The organism is Acidovorax sp. JMULE5, from assembly GCF_013376875.1.
Classification (GTDB): Bacteria; Pseudomonadota; Gammaproteobacteria; order Burkholderiales; family Burkholderiaceae_C; genus Acidovorax; species Acidovorax facilis.
Map to the genome: position 1 here is coordinate 1 of NZ_CP035951.1, position 14,737 is coordinate 14,737.

At 64.2% G+C, this 14,737-nt stretch carries 14 protein-coding genes and 1 pseudogene; 5 read left to right on the forward strand and 10 right to left on the reverse strand.

The annotated features are described in order from the left end of the window. A pseudogene (locus EXV95_RS00005) lies at positions 1 to 475 on the forward strand (radical SAM protein); the annotation flags it as partial. 152 nt (positions 476 to 627) lie between these two features. On the opposite strand, the gene EXV95_RS00010 reads toward EXV95_RS00005, so the two are convergent. Further along, a complete protein-coding gene (locus EXV95_RS00010) occupies positions 628 to 1,674 on the reverse strand; it encodes a sodium-dependent bicarbonate transport family permease (protein ID WP_176885331.1) in 1,047 nt (348 codons plus the stop codon). 86 nt (positions 1,675 to 1,760) lie between these two features. On the opposite strand from EXV95_RS00010, the gene EXV95_RS00015 reads away from it, so the two are divergent. After that, a complete protein-coding gene (locus tag EXV95_RS00015) occupies positions 1,761 to 2,660 on the forward strand; it encodes a LysR family transcriptional regulator (RefSeq protein WP_176885332.1) in 900 nt (299 codons plus the stop codon). 49 nt (positions 2,661 to 2,709) lie between these two features. Here EXV95_RS00015 and EXV95_RS00020 read toward each other — a convergent pair whose 3' ends face one another. Beyond that, positions 2,710 to 3,675 (reverse strand): LysR family transcriptional regulator, encoded by a 966-nt coding sequence (locus EXV95_RS00020; protein ID WP_176885333.1) that lies wholly within the window; start codon positions 3,673 to 3,675, stop codon positions 2,710 to 2,712. Positions 3,676 to 3,955: 280 nt separating this feature from the next. Between EXV95_RS00020 and EXV95_RS00025 the strand changes: the two genes are divergently transcribed. Further along, positions 3,956 to 4,288, forward strand: coding sequence for a nuclear transport factor 2 family protein (locus EXV95_RS00025; RefSeq protein ID WP_176885334.1), 333 nt, complete (start codon positions 3,956 to 3,958; stop codon positions 4,286 to 4,288). Next, positions 4,285 to 5,067: an SDR family oxidoreductase gene (locus tag EXV95_RS00030; RefSeq protein ID WP_176885335.1), complete on the forward strand. Its 783-nt coding sequence runs from the start codon at positions 4,285 to 4,287 to the stop codon at positions 5,065 to 5,067. The genes EXV95_RS00025 and EXV95_RS00030 overlap by 4 nt, the downstream gene beginning before the upstream one ends. Before the next feature lie 135 nt (positions 5,068 to 5,202). Here the strand turns inward: EXV95_RS00030 and EXV95_RS00035 are convergent, their stop codons facing one another. The 3 genes from EXV95_RS00035 to EXV95_RS00045 all read right to left on the reverse strand — a co-directional run bounded on the left by EXV95_RS00035 (position 5,203) and on the right by EXV95_RS00045 (position 7,628). Next, complete coding sequence (locus tag EXV95_RS00035; RefSeq protein ID WP_370460156.1) at positions 5,203 to 5,742, reverse strand: NAD(P)H-dependent oxidoreductase; 540 nt, start codon at positions 5,740 to 5,742, stop codon at positions 5,203 to 5,205. Positions 5,743 to 6,319: 577 nt separating this feature from the next. Continuing rightward, entirely contained in the window at positions 6,320 to 6,607 is a 288-nt protein-coding gene (locus EXV95_RS00040) for a GNAT family N-acetyltransferase (RefSeq protein ID WP_176885337.1), read from the reverse strand. 151 nt (positions 6,608 to 6,758) lie between these two features. Beyond that, a complete protein-coding gene (locus tag EXV95_RS00045) occupies positions 6,759 to 7,628 on the reverse strand; it encodes a LysR family transcriptional regulator (protein WP_176888886.1) in 870 nt (289 codons plus the stop codon). Between the two features lie 185 nt (positions 7,629 to 7,813). On the opposite strand from EXV95_RS00045, the gene EXV95_RS00050 reads away from it, so the two are divergent. Continuing rightward, positions 7,814 to 8,803 (forward strand): NAD(P)H-quinone oxidoreductase, encoded by a 990-nt coding sequence (locus EXV95_RS00050; protein ID WP_218135488.1) that lies wholly within the window; start codon positions 7,814 to 7,816, stop codon positions 8,801 to 8,803. Positions 8,804 to 8,863: 60 nt separating this feature from the next. Here EXV95_RS00050 and EXV95_RS00055 read toward each other — a convergent pair whose 3' ends face one another. The 5 genes from EXV95_RS00055 to EXV95_RS00075 all read right to left on the reverse strand — a co-directional run bounded on the left by EXV95_RS00055 (position 8,864) and on the right by EXV95_RS00075 (position 14,676). After that, positions 8,864 to 10,606 (reverse strand): phosphoethanolamine transferase, encoded by a 1,743-nt coding sequence (locus EXV95_RS00055; RefSeq protein ID WP_176885339.1) that lies wholly within the window; start codon positions 10,604 to 10,606, stop codon positions 8,864 to 8,866. Between the two features lie 35 nt (positions 10,607 to 10,641). After that, on the reverse strand, positions 10,642 to 11,511 hold the full coding sequence (fghA, locus tag EXV95_RS00060; protein ID WP_176885340.1) for an S-formylglutathione hydrolase: 870 nt from the start codon (positions 11,509 to 11,511) through the stop codon (positions 10,642 to 10,644). Between the two features lie 211 nt (positions 11,512 to 11,722). Next, on the reverse strand, positions 11,723 to 12,841 hold the full coding sequence (locus EXV95_RS00065; RefSeq protein WP_176885341.1) for an S-(hydroxymethyl)glutathione dehydrogenase/class III alcohol dehydrogenase: 1,119 nt from the start codon (positions 12,839 to 12,841) through the stop codon (positions 11,723 to 11,725). A gap of 35 nt (positions 12,842 to 12,876) precedes the next feature. Then, positions 12,877 to 13,143: a metal/formaldehyde-sensitive transcriptional repressor gene (locus EXV95_RS00070; protein WP_176885342.1), complete on the reverse strand. Its 267-nt coding sequence runs from the start codon at positions 13,141 to 13,143 to the stop codon at positions 12,877 to 12,879. A gap of 222 nt (positions 13,144 to 13,365) precedes the next feature. After that, entirely contained in the window at positions 13,366 to 14,676 is a 1,311-nt protein-coding gene (locus tag EXV95_RS00075; protein ID WP_055393119.1) for a citrate synthase, read from the reverse strand. Positions 14,677 to 14,737 lie beyond the last annotated feature (61 nt).

Here is a 14,737-nt window from a genome sequence, read left to right on the forward strand (position 1 = left end):
CGCCGCCGCGCCCCACCGGCGCCTGCGCACCATCCGCGCGCTGGCCGAGGCGGGTGTGCCCGTGGGCGTGAGCGTGGCGCCACAGATCCCCTTCATCACCGAAGACATGGAGCAGGTGCTGGAGGCTGCGCGCGACGCGGGCGCGCGCAGCGCCTTCTACACCGTGCTGCGCCTGCCGTGGGAGCTGGATACGCTCTTCCGCGAATGGCTGCAGGTGCACTACCCCCAGCGCGCCGCGCGCGTGATGGCCCGTGTGCAAGACCTGCACCACCTGAGCGACGCCGAGCGCCGCGCGGGCAAAACCTACAACAGCGACTTCGCCACCCGCATGAAAGGCACCGGCCTGTGGGCCGACCTGGTGCGCCAGCGTTTTGCCACCACCTGCCGCAAGCTGGGCCTGAACCGCGAACGCGTGGAGCTGGACCTGGGCCAGTTCCGCCCCGGGCTGCTGCAGGGGCAAAGCAGCCTGTTCTGACCAGCTGTGTGGCGCAGTGGGTTGAAAATTTGAATAAAAATGGCCGTTTCCGCCCGTCCAGTATGCCTCAATAGCTATTTAAATGATAGCTATTGAGCCAGGCTTCGCAAGCGCACGCCAGGGGCCACGTGGGGGCTGTATGCATCGCCCCCTCACACGGCCCACAGGCTTTGCACCACCTGCGTGTACAGCGGAATCCCCAGCACGATGTTGAGCGGAAACGTCAGCCCCAGCGACAGGCTCACATACAGCGACGGGTCGGCCTCAGGGATGGCATAGCGCACCACCGCAGGTACGGCGATGTATGAGGCACTGGCCGCCAGCACCATCAGCAGCACCGCATCGCCTGCAGGCACCGCCACCAGCCAGGCCAGGCCCAGCGCCAGTGTGGCGTGGGTGATGGGGCCCAGCACCGCATAGGCCAGCAGCCAGGGCGACTGCTGGCGCACCGCAGGCAGGTTGCGTGCGGTCGATAGGCCCATGTCCAGAAGGAACAGGCACAACATGCCCTTGAACAGATCACCCGAAAACGGCTGCATGGCCGCCTTGCCCGCATCGCCAGTCAGCAGGCCAATCAGCATCGCGCCCAGCAGCAGCAACTGCGTGCCATCGGTGAACGACTCGTGCAGGATCTTGCCCACCGACAGGTGCGGGCCGCCCTTGCCCTGGCCATGACCGCCCAGCGTGGCGGCGCCCCCGCCTGTCATCGCCACCACGGGCGGGGCGGCGGTGGCCATGGCCACCGCCTGCTGTTTTTGCCGCAGCGCATTCGCCAGCAGCACTGCGAGGATGATGGCGGGCGACTCCATCAGCGCCATCGCCGCCGCCATGTGGCCGCCGTAGGCGATGTGTTGCGACTCCAGGTACTGCGTGGCCGTCACAAACGTCACCGCGCTCACCGATCCATAGGTGGCTGCCACCGCCGCCGCATTGAAGCCCGACAGCACCCGCCGCAAGAGCGCATAGCCCACCAGCGGCACCACGATGGCCAGCAGCACCGCCAGCCCCAGGCTGGTGGCCACGTTGGACGTAAAGCCCGATGCCGCCAGCGCAAACCCGCCCTTGAGGCCCAGCGCCATCAGCAGGTAGATCGACAAGAACTTCGAGATCGCCGCAGGCATCTCCAGGTTGGACCGCACCAGGCCCGCAAACACACCCAGGGCAAAAAACAGGATCGCAGGGTCCAGCAAGCTTTGCATCATTCAACTCCTTGGGCGCCAATGCTATGCAGTGCAGGGTGCAAAGTAAAATCGATTCGAATGCGCTTATCTATAGATAAAAATCTATGAACATCACCTTTCGCCAGCTGCGCCTTTTTCTGGCGCTGGCCGAAACCGGCAGCGTCAGCGCCGCCGCCCGGGTCATGCACGTCACCCAGCCCACCGCCTCCATGCAGTTGCGCGAGGTGTCTCAGGCCGTGGGCCTGCCGCTGTACGAAGTCATCTCGCGCCGCGTGTACCTCACCGAAGCGGGGCATGCCCTGGCCCGCACCGCGCGCGCCATTGCGGGCGAGTGGGATGCGTTTGAGCAGCGGGTGTCTGGCGCCAAGGGCCTCACCAGCGGACGCCTCAAGGTCGCCGTGGTCAGCACCGCCAAGTACTTTGTGCCGCGTCTGCTGGGCAGCTTCTGCAAGCTGCACCCGCAGATCGACATCTCGCTGGAGGTGCTCAACCGCGACCATGTCATCAACCGGCTGCGCAGCAACCTGGACGACCTCTACGTCATGTCCATGCCGCCGGCCGATTTGCCGCTGGAGGATCACATCCTCATGCCCAACCCCCTGGTCGTCATTGCCGCCGCAGGCCACAAGCTGGCCGCCAAAATGCGCATCAAGCTCAATCAACTGCAGGCCGAGCGCTTCATCCTGCGCGAGAAAGGCTCCGGCACCCGTATGGCCACCGACGCGCACCTTCGCCAGATGGGCTTTGCGCCCAGCGCCGTGCTGGAGCTGGGCAGCAACGAGGCCATCAAGGAATCGGTGGAAGGCCAGTTGGGCGTTTCCATCGTTTCCCGCCACAGCCTCGGTCCCCACCACGAAGGCCTGGCCGTGCTCAACGTGCAGGGCTTCCCCATCCAGTCGCAATGGCACCTGGTCTGGCCCAAGGGCAAGCAGCTGTCACCGATTGCGGAGGTGTTCCGGGGGCATCTGATGGGCGAGGTGAAGGGGTGGATGGAAGGACGGTGAGGGCGACGCTTCTGGCTTGAATGGCTGATATCGGCCACCCAACACCCCATCACCGACGTGGAGCCCTCTGCACAGCCGCATTCACTGATGGGCGTTGCAAGCCAGGCTTGGGTTCTGGCAGATCACGGTCCAGCAGGCAGTCGATAAAAGCTGTCAATGCCGGAGATGGATGGCGCCGGTTAGAGTAGTACAGGAACAGGCCGGGCTTTGCCACCGACCAGTCGGCAAGCACCTGCACCAGCCGCCCCTGGTCGATGTGGTTGTCCACCCGCTCACGGTCAAACGCATAGGCAATGCCCAGGCCCTGCACGGCCGCAGCCACGCCAATGTCCGAGTGGTTGGTCACCAGCGGTCCTTCTGCGGCAATCTCCACCCGTTTTCCTTTTTTCTCGAACTCCCAGCGGTAGGTCCGGCCATCCATCTGAAGCCGCCAGTTGATGCACGCGTGGTCGTGCAGGTCGGCGGGCGCCTTGGGCGTGCCGCGCTGCGCCAGGTAGTCGGGCGAGGCCACGGCAATCATCTTCACGTCCGGTGTCAGGCGCACGGCGATCATGTCTTTTTCCAGCCGCCCGCCCACGCGGATGCCCGCATCAAAGCGGCCCGCAACGATGTCGCTCAGCCCGTCGTCCACCACGATGTCCAGCACCACATCCGGGTGGGCCTGGTGGAACCGCCCAAGCCGTGGCGCGATGACCTGTGTGGCGGCCATGCCCAGCGTGTTGATGCGCAGCGTGCCCCCCATCTGGCTGGCCGACGCACTGGCTTCGGCCACTGCGTCGGCCATGTCCCGAAATAGCGGTGCCATGCGCGCATACAGCTGCGCCCCGGTGGCCGTGGGCGCCACACTGCGCGTGGTGCGGTTCAGCAATCGCGCGCCCAAGCGGGCTTCCAGCTGGCGAATTGTCTGGCTCAGCGCCGACGGCGACAGCCCCAGGTGATCCGCCGCGCGCGCAAAGCTCGCGCGCTCGACCACGGCGGCAAAGGCCTTCAGTTCTGCAAAATCCGATCCGCGCATTCTGTGTTGTTTTCTACATAGCCTATTCAAATTCTAGGCCATTCACTAATTGGTTCTGCAGGCGCATCCTGACGACTCCACCAACCCAACGACTAGGGGTGACCTGCATAACCCTCGCGAGGCGGTGGTAGTGCGGATCGGGATGGGTCACAAGGTGTCTTTTTGCAGCCAATAGCCGCGCTATTGGCAAGAAAAGCAACGCAGTGGACCGCTCGAGACCGCGCTATCACAGACCGCAGGGAGTTGTGCAGGTCATCCCTAAACCAAGGAGATCGTCACCATGACCCCTTTGAGCCTCCCCGACCCCATTGCCGCCTACTTTGCGGCCGACCAACAAAAGGACGCTGAGGCCATTGCCCGGTGCTTCGCGGCACAGGCCGTCGTCAAGGACGAGGGCCGCACCCATTCGGGCATCGACGCCATCAAGGCCTGGAAGGCCGCGGCATCGACAAAGTACAGGTACACCACCGAACCCTTCGCGCTGCAGCAGAGCGACGGCCACCAGGTCGTCACCAGCCGCGTCGAGGGCAACTTCCCTGGTAGCCCGGTCGATCTGCGCTACCGCTTTCGCCTTGAGCGTGGCCTGATTGCGTCGCTGGAGATCACGGTATGAGCTTCGACCTTCAACTGCGCGGCCAGCGCGCACTCGTCACGGGCGGCACCAAAGGCGTGGGCGCTGCAGTGGTGCAGGCTTTGGTGGACGCCGGTGTGCAGGTGATGGCTACCGCGCGTTCAGCCCCTGCGCACTCGATTGGCGGCGTGCTGTACGTGCCTGCCGACGTCTCCACTGCAGAGGGCGCTGCAGAGGTTGCGCAGGCGGTGCTCACGCACTGGGGCGGCGTGGGCATTCTGGTCAACGTGGTGGGCGGCTCCAGCGCGCCTGGCGGGGGTTTTGCGGCGCTGGACGATGCGCAGTGGTTCAACGAACTGAACCAGAACCTGATGCCCGCCGTGCGCCTGGACCGCGCTCTGTTGCCCGCCATGCTGGCCCAAGGCGCGGGCGTCATCGTCCACGTCAGCTCTATCCAGCGTGTGCTGCCGCTGCCCGAGTCCACCACCGCCTACGCCGCTGCCAAGGCGGCCCTGTCCACCTACAGCAAGGCCTTGTCGAAAGAGGTCACGCCACAAGGCGTTCGCGTTCTGAGCGTCTCGCCCGGCTGGGTCGAAACCGAAGCCGCCGTCGCCCTGGCCGAGCGCGTGGCCACCCAGGCGGGCACGGACTATGAAGGCGGTAAGCAGATCATCATGCAGTCGCTGGGCGGCATCCCGCTGGGCCGCCCCGCCAGACCGCAAGAGGTGGCCGACCTGATCACGTTTTTGGTGTCACCGCGTGCGGGAGCGATATCGGGCTCGGAGCACGTGATTGATGGGGGGACGGTGCCGACGGTCTAGGCGGGCACGGTCGGCAAGGCGCAGCGACAAAAGCACCGCAGTCAAAAAATAAGTCAAATTTCTAGGTCAGGAGTACTGCGCGGCTTTGTCGCGCAGTACTCCTGCACAGCAGTGTTAGCCAGCAGATTTGGACGACTACGACCATTTTGCAAGCACTCGCTGAATACGCGAACAGAATAGCTCGATTTCGGCTGGCGCTAAATGCTCTGCCTTGTAGAGCGACAGCATCTCGAATCTGCAAGCCGGCGCACACGTTCCCAAGAGAGCGGTTTTCAGCACGCGCTTTACGGGTTGCCAGAGCACCAGCCGATCAACCCACCAAGGCGAGCCGAGCGTAGTAATAGCAAGAGTCTTCCCAAGTTTGTGGAGCCTCGGCTTGATTGGGCCGAGATCGCTCGCATGATCGTAGGCGATACCTGGCGCCCAGACTCGGTCAAACCAGCCTTTCAAGATTGCGGGGAAGCTGAACCACCAAGTAGGGAAAACAAGCACGATGGCTTCGGCGGAGAGCAATCGGTCGGCCTGTGACTGAACGGCCGCAGAGTCAAAGGCGGGGCCGTAGTAGCTCCGGCGCTCACTGGTTGTTAACGAAGGCGAAAACTCAGATTGGTAGAGGTCTTCGATCTGCACTTCGTGCCCGGCTTTGGTCAGAGCATCGACGGCGCTACGCGCCATGGCGTGGCAAGCACTGTCCGTAAGCGGGTGGGCTACAACAACGAGACACTTCATGGAGTGAATGACCGAGGAGCTAAGGCGCTCGTGCTGGCTAACGTAAAGGTGACCGGCAGTTGCGGCAAACCTGCGGGATAAACTGGACCGTGAGGGATACTCTGGACACTGATTGCTCCTGGAAGTCGCTTGCAGCACAGGTTTTCAGGTGATAGCCTGTTCAAATACCCAGGTACAAAAATTCCGCGAAACCGGGCAGGCATCAACCTGGCTAACTATAGCTTGCCAGTAGGCAGAGACCGGGATTTCCAACAGCATGTTTGGGACTGTGAGCCAGCGGGCAGCAAATCGATGGCAGCTTCCGAATGGCGTTTTCAACGGCAGCTTCGGGCCCTGAGCAGGCACTTGGAGCCAACGCTGCACGATCTCACCCCGTTCTTCAATACCAGCGCGTGCAGGAAAATCAAGCCAAATTGGGCTCCAGCGCTTATCCATAAAGCGCTACCAGCTATTCAATCAATAGCATCATCCGCCCATCCTAGGATCGCGTTTGCGCGGCTGTTGCGTGCCTTCTGCGGGCTGCCTAAACCAGCACATCCCGGATAGATGCATCCTTGTCGAACTGTGCCTTGGCAAACGGGCACAGCGGGACTACCTTGGTGCCCGTAGCTCGCGCCCACTGCACCAGCGCGCCCAGCAACTCGCGCCCGACACCTTGCCCGCTGAGGGAGGGGTCCACTTCGGTGTGGTCCACGATGATCATCGTGGCGTTGGTGCGGCTGTAGGTCATCTCTGCAAGGCGCTGGCCGCCGTTCTCTACGTAAAAGGCGCCTTTGGCGTCTTGTTCCTGGTGCTGGATGGTGTGGGGCATGGCTTCGCGAATAGATAAAGCTGAGGGGTTGGCGTTGAGTATGGCGGAGCAGCTTGTGCCCGCCGCTGCTTGTTGGATTAGTTGGTTGTTTGCTTGCTTGCTGATGCGCTTTGGGGCCCAAGTCGACGTTCAGCCGCCTGCCGCTTTCTATCTACTGGGCCCCAAAAGCCTCTGACAGAAACTCTGCCGTGGCGCGGACGCGGGCGGTGCGCTGCAGGTCGGGGTGCATGACTTGCCAGACCTCGTAATCGGTGGCGCGGCGGCGTTGGGGCCAGATGCGGACCAGGCCTTCGCGCTCGCCCATCCACATCGGCATTTCACCCAGGCCAATGCCCGCTGCCACCGCCTTGCGCACCAGCAGGCTGGAGCGCACGGCCATGGCGATGCGGGCTTGGCGGGCGGGCACACCGGCCATGGTCAGAAACGGGCTGTGCTCCAGGTAGGGGCCATAGGCCACCAGGTGGTGGCCGCGCAGTTCGTCGTCGGGCACGGGTTCGCCAAAGTGCTCGATATAGCCCGCGCTGGCAAACAGGCCCACCGGCCATGACACCACGCGGCGCACGACCAGGTCGGGCGTCTCCGGGCGGACGTTGCGAAACGCTATGTCCACCTGCCTGCGGCTGAGGCTGAGCAACTGGGTGGAGACCTCCAGGTCCACACGGATGTGGGGCCAGTGCCGCTGCAGGCGCTCGACGGCGGGCAGCAGCAGGTCGATGGCGATGGAGTCGGTACTGGTGACGCGCACGATGCCGCCGGGGTTTTCGTCCTGGCCTTCGATTTTGGTGCGCAGGTCGAGGGCTGCGCTTTCCATGCGGCGGGCGGCTGCCAGGGCCGTTTCGCCTGCCGGCGTGAGCAGGTATCCATCTTTGGCACGCAGGAACAACTTGGCGCCCAACTCGGCCTCCAGTGCATTCAGCCGCCGCCCCACGGTGGCCTGGTCGATGCCAAGGCTGCGCGCTGCGGCGCGCAAGGAGGGGGCTCTTGTCAGCGCGAGAAAGATGCGGGTGTCGTCCCAGTTCATGGTGGTGTTCATCGGGTGGGAGTGATGCAATTTTGCATCAATACAGAGCGAAATTGCTGCGTTTTAATGGTGTGTTGGCGCTGTAACCTTGCAGGCCTGTATGACATTTTTGAGGACTGCAACCCATGCCCACCGCTTTGAGTGAACAACATCCCGCCACTGTGCAAACCGCCGTACCACCCACCATGCAGGCCATCGTGTTCGACGACTTCGGTGGGCCTGAGGTGCTGGTGGCCCGTGAGGTCACGACCCCCGAGGTGCGCCCGCATGACCTGTTGGTGCGCAACGCTTCCATCGGCGTGAACCGCGCTGATCTGTTGCACCGCAAAGGGGCTTACGGTCGCGCCTACTTTGGCGATGCGGACACCATGGGGCTGGAGATCGCGGGCAAGGTGGTCGCGGTGGGCCCGCTGGTGCGCGGCTTTGCCGTGGGCGACCGTGTGATGGGCATTGTGGGCGGCGGGGCCTACGCCGAGCTGTCGCGCATTGACCACCGCATGGCCATGCATGTGCCGGAGGGCCTGGGCCTGGTGGCTGCGGGTGCGGTGGCGGAGGTGTTTGTGACTGCACACGAGGCGCTGTTCCACCTGGCCAACCTGCAGGCGGGCGAGTCGGTGCTGATCCACGCAGCCGCAGGCGGCGTGGGCTCGGCGGCGGTGCAACTGGCGAAAGCGGCAGGCGCACGGGTGTTTGGCACAGCAAGCGGTGACAAGCGCGATGCAGTGCTGGGCTTTGGCGCGGATGTGTTCATTGATTACCGCAGCGAGGACTTTGCGGCCGTGGTGGCGCAGGCAACGGACGGCAAAGGTGTGGACGTGGTGATCGACTTCATTGGTGCGCCCTACCTGGAGCGCAACGTGCGATCGCTGGCCGTGGGCGGGCGCATGGTGGCCGTGGGCTTGCTGGGTGGCGCGCAAGGCGCCACGTTGCCGATGGACGCCGTGCTGTACCGCCATCTGCAGATCTTTGGCACGGTGATGAAGTCGCGCGCGCCCGAGGTCAAGCAGGCCATGGTGCAGCGCTTTGCCGAGCGGTGGCTGCCTGCGCTGGCGGCCGGTGCGATCCGGCCGGTGATTGACAGCACCTACCCGTTGGCAGATGCCGCGCAGGCCCACAGTCGCATGGAATCTGGCGTCAACGTCGGCAAGATTCTGCTGCTGCCAGGGGTGGCGTGAGGCGCGCAGAAGTTCATAGTTGCGGTTGGGGCATGGCGCCCGGGTAGGCCCGACTCCGCGTCAGCCCGCCGCTCTGGCCGCCCCCGCCGTCTGTCGGCAACCTGCAAACATGTCCAGCCCCGCGCTGTACGCCCCGGTCTTCACATCCATCAACCCCAGCACCGAGTGAAAGTAGTTGTCGTGGGTGATGCGCCGCTCGGCCAGCTCATGCTGCAGGCAGCCGGTGGCGACCTGGGTGCGCGCCTGCATGGCGGGCGAGAGCCAGGTGATCCACGGCACATGCTTTTGCACGTCAGGCGCAATGGAGTAGGGCAGGCCGTGCAGGTAGAGGTTGTTCTCGCCCAGTGATTCGCCGTGGTCTGCTGCATAAATCATAGCTGTTTGCGCTTTGCTATCCTGCGCTGTGAGCCATTTGAGCACTGAATCGAGGAAAAAGTCCGTCTCCACGACGCTGTTGTCATACGCGTTGACGACCTGCTGGCGCTCACACTCCTGCAGGGATGTGGATGTGCATTCGGGGCCAAACTTCTTGTTGTCGGGCGCCGAGCGTTTGTAGTACGCGGGGCCGTGGCTGCCCATCTGGTGCAGCACGACCACGGTGCCGCGCTGGCGCTGTTCCGCGGGCAGGGCGGCGATGCGGGTGTCCAGGTCTTGCAGCATCACGCGGTCCAGGCATTCGCCGCCGGGGCACAGGGCGGGGTCTGGCGTCGGGCTTTTTGGCGCGCTGGTGAGGGTCTCGCCAATGCGGTCGCACACGCCTTTGCAGCCAGACTGGTTGTCCACCCACAGCACGGCCAGGCCTGCGTGGTGCAGCACGTCGATAAGGCTTTCAAAGTTGGCAGCGCGCGCTTCATAGCCCGTGCGGCCCAGGTGCGAGAACATGCAGGGCACCGATGCAGCGGTGCTGGTGCCGCACGACCACGCATTGCGGGCGCTGACGAGGTCCGTGCGGGCCGCGAGCAGCGGTGTGGTGTTGCGCTCATAGCCGTTGATGCCGAAGTTGCCGCTGCGGCCGGTTTCGCCCAGCACCAGTACCAGCAGCGGGGGCTTGGCCTGGCCCGCATAGCTGGCGCCCAGTTGTGCATCGCGCCCCAGGGGCAGCAGCTTGCTGGTGTCCATGCGCAGGGGCTTGGTGGCGATGTTGCCCAGCGCGTACACGCTGTTGAGCGGGTTGATCAGGTAGCGCAGCTTGGTGTGGTTGCGCATGGTCGATGCAAAGTCCTGGAACACCAGCAGCAGGCACACCACGATGACGGCGATGGCGCCCGCCAGCAGCAGCCCGTTGTGCGCCGCGTGGCGCAGGGTGCTCAGCCGCAACACGGGGCGGCGCAGCAGCCACCACAGTGGTGGTACGGCCAGCGCCAGTACGGTGGCCAGCATGCGCCAGTTGAGCAGGTCACCCGCCTCTTTCACGTCGGTTTGCAGCACGTTGGTGAGCATGCTGGCGTCAATGGCCACGCCGTAGGCCAGCATGAAATACGCGCCAAACGCAGCCATCACCACCAGCACGGTGGCTGCGGGCTTGAGCGTCCAGCGCCAGGCCAGCAGGCTCAGCAGTGCGGCATTGCCCGCCGCCACGATGAGCGCAAACGCGATGGCAAAGCCCCAGCCGCGCAGGCTGCCCTGGCCCGGCAACTGCGCCACCTCGCGCCACAGCGGCACATTGCAGGCCGTGGCCAGCCAGGTGCTGATGAGCACCACCACCCAGGCGGGGTGCAGGTGGCGTGTTGTGGTGGAGGCGGGCCGGGGCGCGGTGCCCGTGGCCAGGTGGGGAAGCAGCAGGCGCTGCAGTATCAAAGGCATGGGGCGCACTGTGGCGCCCGAGGCTTAAGGCCGCATTAACGTTCGGACTGCGGCAGCAGGTTTCTGGCGTGGTGCGCCAGGTGGTCGGCCATGAAGGTTTGAATGAAGTAGTAGCCGTGGTCGTAGCCCGCGTGGCGGCGCAGGCTGAGCGGCTGGCCGATGGCCTGGCACGCAGCTTCGAACAGGTGTGGGTGCAGTTGGTCGGCCAGAAACTTGTCGGACAGGCCTTGGTCGATGAGGATGCCCGCAGGGTAAGGCGCGACCGGCTGGTGCTGCATGAGCACCGTGGCGTCGTGCTCGATCCAGCTCGTGCGGTCTGCGCCCAGGTAGCCCGTGAAGGCTTTCTCACCCCATGGGCATTGGGTGGGCGCGCAGATGGGGGCAAAGGCCGACAGGCTCTGGAACCGGCCCGGATGGCGCAGCGCCAGCGTGAGCGCGCCATGCCCGCCCATCGAGTGGCCGGTGATGCCCAGGCGGGTGCCGTCGATGGGCAACTGGGCTGAGACCAGCGGCAGCAGCTCTTTCAGGAGGTAGCTTTCCATGCGCCAGTGGCGTGCCCAGGGCTCGGCCGTGGCGTCCAGATAAAAGCCTGCGCCCACGCCGAAGTCCCAGCTGTCGGCCTCACCCGGCGCATTGGCCCCGCGAGGGCTGGTGTCGGGCGCGATGAGCGCCAGGCCCAGTTCGGCGGCCAGGCGCTGGGCACCGGCCTTGACCATGAAAGTCTCTTCGGTGCAGGTGAGGCCCGCCAGGAAGAGCAGGGCGGGCACGGGCCCTTGCTGCGCCTGCGGGGGCAGGAACACCGAGAACTTCATGGGCAGCCCGATTTCGGTGGAGGCGTGCTGGTAGAAGCGCTGCTCGCCGCCAAAGCAGGCGTGGCTGCTGAGGAGTTCCAGGGAGGTGGTCATGGTGGATGCTCTAAAAATAATAGCTGCTAGCGCTCGATGGATAAGCGCTGGAGGTCTTTTTTGCTTGCATTGAAAATTGACCTTAGACCGAGCCCGTTTGCCCTGAGCCTGTCGAAGGGTTGGTGGCAAGGCGTGCCATGGCTTCGACAGGCTCAGCCCGAACGGGTAAAGGGGCGTTCGGGCGTCTCAGACGTTGGCTGCTCTGCAGGGGTCAGGCCACTGCGTATTTAACGACGGAGCGGATGGACTTGCCTTCGTGCATCAAATCAAACGCTTCGTTGATGTCCTTGAGGCCCATGGTGTGCGTGACAAACGGCGCGAGCTGGATCTTGCCCGCCATCGCGTCTTCGACCATGCCGGGCAGCTCGCTGCGGCCCTTGACGCCGCCGAACGCCGTGCCCATCCACTTGCGGCCGGTGACGAGCTGGAAGGGGCGGGTGCTGATCTCTTGCCCCGCGCCTGCCACGCCGATGATGACCGACTGGCCCCAGCCGCGGTGCGCGCATTCGAGGGCGGCGCGCATCACGTTGACGTTGCCAATGCACTCAAAGCTGTGGTCCACGCCCCAGGTCGTCATCTCCACAATGACTTGCTGGATAGGCTTGTCATGGTCCTTGGGGTTCACGCAGTCGGTGGCGCCAAAGGTGCGGGCCAGATCGAACTTGGAGGGGTTGGTGTCCACGGCGATGATGCGGCCGGCCTTGGCCAGCTTGGCGCCCTGGATCACGGCCAGGCCAATGCCGCCGAGGCCAAACACGGCCACGGTGTCGCCCTCTTGCACCTTGGCGGTGTTCTTCACGGCACCCAGGCCTGTGGTCACGCCGCAGCCCAGCAGGCAGACCTGCTCGGGGTTGGCGTCGGGGCTGACCTTGGCGAGCGACACCTCGGCCACCACGGTGTATTCGCTGAAGGTGCTGCAGCCCATGTAGTGGTAGATGGGCTGGCCGTTGTAGCTGAAGCGCGTGGTGCCGTCGGGCATCACACCCTTACCCTGTGTGGCGCGCACGCTCACGCACAGGTTGGTCTTGCCGCTCTTGCAGAACAGGCACTCGCCACATTCGGCGGTGTAGAGCGGGATCACATGGTCGCCGGGCTTCACGCTGGTCACGCCTTCGCCCACTTCCACCACAATGCCCGCGCCTTCATGGCCCAGCACCACGGGGAACAGGCCCTCGGGGTCGTCACCGCTGAGGGTGAAGGCGTCGGTGTGGCACACACCGGTGTCTGTGATCTTGATGAGCACTTCGCCCTTCTTGGGCGGGGCCACGTCGATCTCGACGATCTGCAGGGGTTCTCCGGCTTTGAAGGCTACGGCGGCACGGGATTTCATGGGGTGTTCCTTTCGGTCAATCGGATGGGGACGGTCTATTTGAGGTAGGAGCGAAGCAACGCCAGTGTTTCGTCAATGGCCTGCTGCGACGGCGCTGGTTTTTCCGCCAGCGTCTCGCGCACATGGCCGTCGAGCAGGTCGGCCATCAGTCCGTGCACGGCGCCACGCATGGCCGCCAGCTGCTGCAGGATGGGGGCACAGTCGCTGCCCGCCTCCACCGCGCGCTCCAGCGCCTCGGCCTGGCCCTTGATGCGGCGCAGTCGGGTGATGGCGCGTTGCTTGTCTTCGGGGGTGTGGGGCATGGGTTGCGGGTGTGGGGTGCGGGGGCTGTCTTTGTACTGGGCGGCAGTATAAAAGATAACCCCATACTGGTCGTGCGCTAGGTCGTCAAAAAACATTTTAACTAGGGGGGAGTATGTGCATCCAGCAGGGCTTGGCCCGTGTGGGGCGCCCATGAAAAAAGCCCGCAGGCACTGCCAGCGGGCTTCGGGAGGGGGTGGACGGCGCGCGGGGCGCCGTACCGGTCAACGCTTGGCCAGTGGTGGCACGTCGCGGCGCTCGGAGCCGGTGAACAGCTGGCGGGGGCGGCCGATCTTGTACTCGGGGTCGCCGATCATTTCGTTCAGCTGGGCGATCCAGCCCACGGTGCGGGCCAGGCTGAAGATGCCGGTGAACAGGTTCACAGGAATGCCGATGGCGCGCTGCACGATGCCGGAGTAGAAGTCCACGTTCGGGTAGAGCTTGCGCTGCACGAAGTAGTCGTCTTCCAGGGCGATCTTTTCCAGTTCCTTGGCCAGCTTGAACAGCGGGTCGTTTTCCAGGCCCAGCTCGGCCAGCACTTCATTGCAAGTCTCTTGCATGAGCTTGGCGCGGGGGTCGTAGTTCTTGTACACGCGGTGGCCAAAGCCCATGAGCTTGACGCCGGAGTTCTTGTCCTTGACCTGCTTGATGAAGTCGCCGATCTTTTCCACACCGCCTTGGGCCTGGATGTCGTACAGCATGTTCAGTGCTGCTTCGTTGGCGCCGCCGTGGGCAGGGCCCCACAGGCAGGCCACGCCCGCCGCGATAGCCGCAAACGGGTTGGTGCCCGACGAGCCGCACAGGCGCACGGTGGAAGTCGAAGCGTTCTGCTCGTGGTCTGCGTGCAGGATGAAGATGCGGTCCAGCGCGCGTTCCAGCACGGGGTTGACCTTGTACTCTTCGCAGGGCGTACCGAACATCATGCGCAGGAAGTTGCCTGCATACGAGAGGTTGTTCTGCGGGTACATGTAGGGCTGGCCCATGCCGTACTTGTAGGCCATGGCGACCAGCGTGGGCATCTTGGCGATCAGGCGGATTGCGGCGATCTCACGGTGCTGCGGATTGTTGATGTCCGTGCTGTCGTGGTAGAAGGCCGACAGGGCGCCCACCAGGCCGGTCAGCACGGCCATGGGGTGCGCGTCACGGCGGAAGCCACGCAGGAAGAACTGCATCTGCTCGTTGACCATGGTGTGGTTGGTCACGCGGCTCGTGAAGTCGGTCTTCTGCGCTTCGTTGGGCAGGTCGCCGTACAGCAGCAGGTGGCAGGTTTCCAGGAAGTCGCAGTTTTCAGCCAGCTGCTCAATGGGGTAGCCGCGGTACAGCAGTTCGCCCTTGTCGCCGTCAATGTAGGTGATGGCCGACTGGGTGGCTGCCGTTGACAGGAAGCCTGGGTCATAGGTGAACATGCCCGTCTGCGCATACAGCTTGCGGATGTCGATGACATCCGGGCCAATGGTGCCCTGGTAGACCGGCAGGTCCACGCTGGGACCGCCGTTACTGAACGACAGGGTGGCTTTGTTGTCAGCTAGCTTCATTGTTACTTTCCTTAGGTTTGCCGATGATCATCCGGTCTGGTGGGGCTGGGATCTTTTCAGA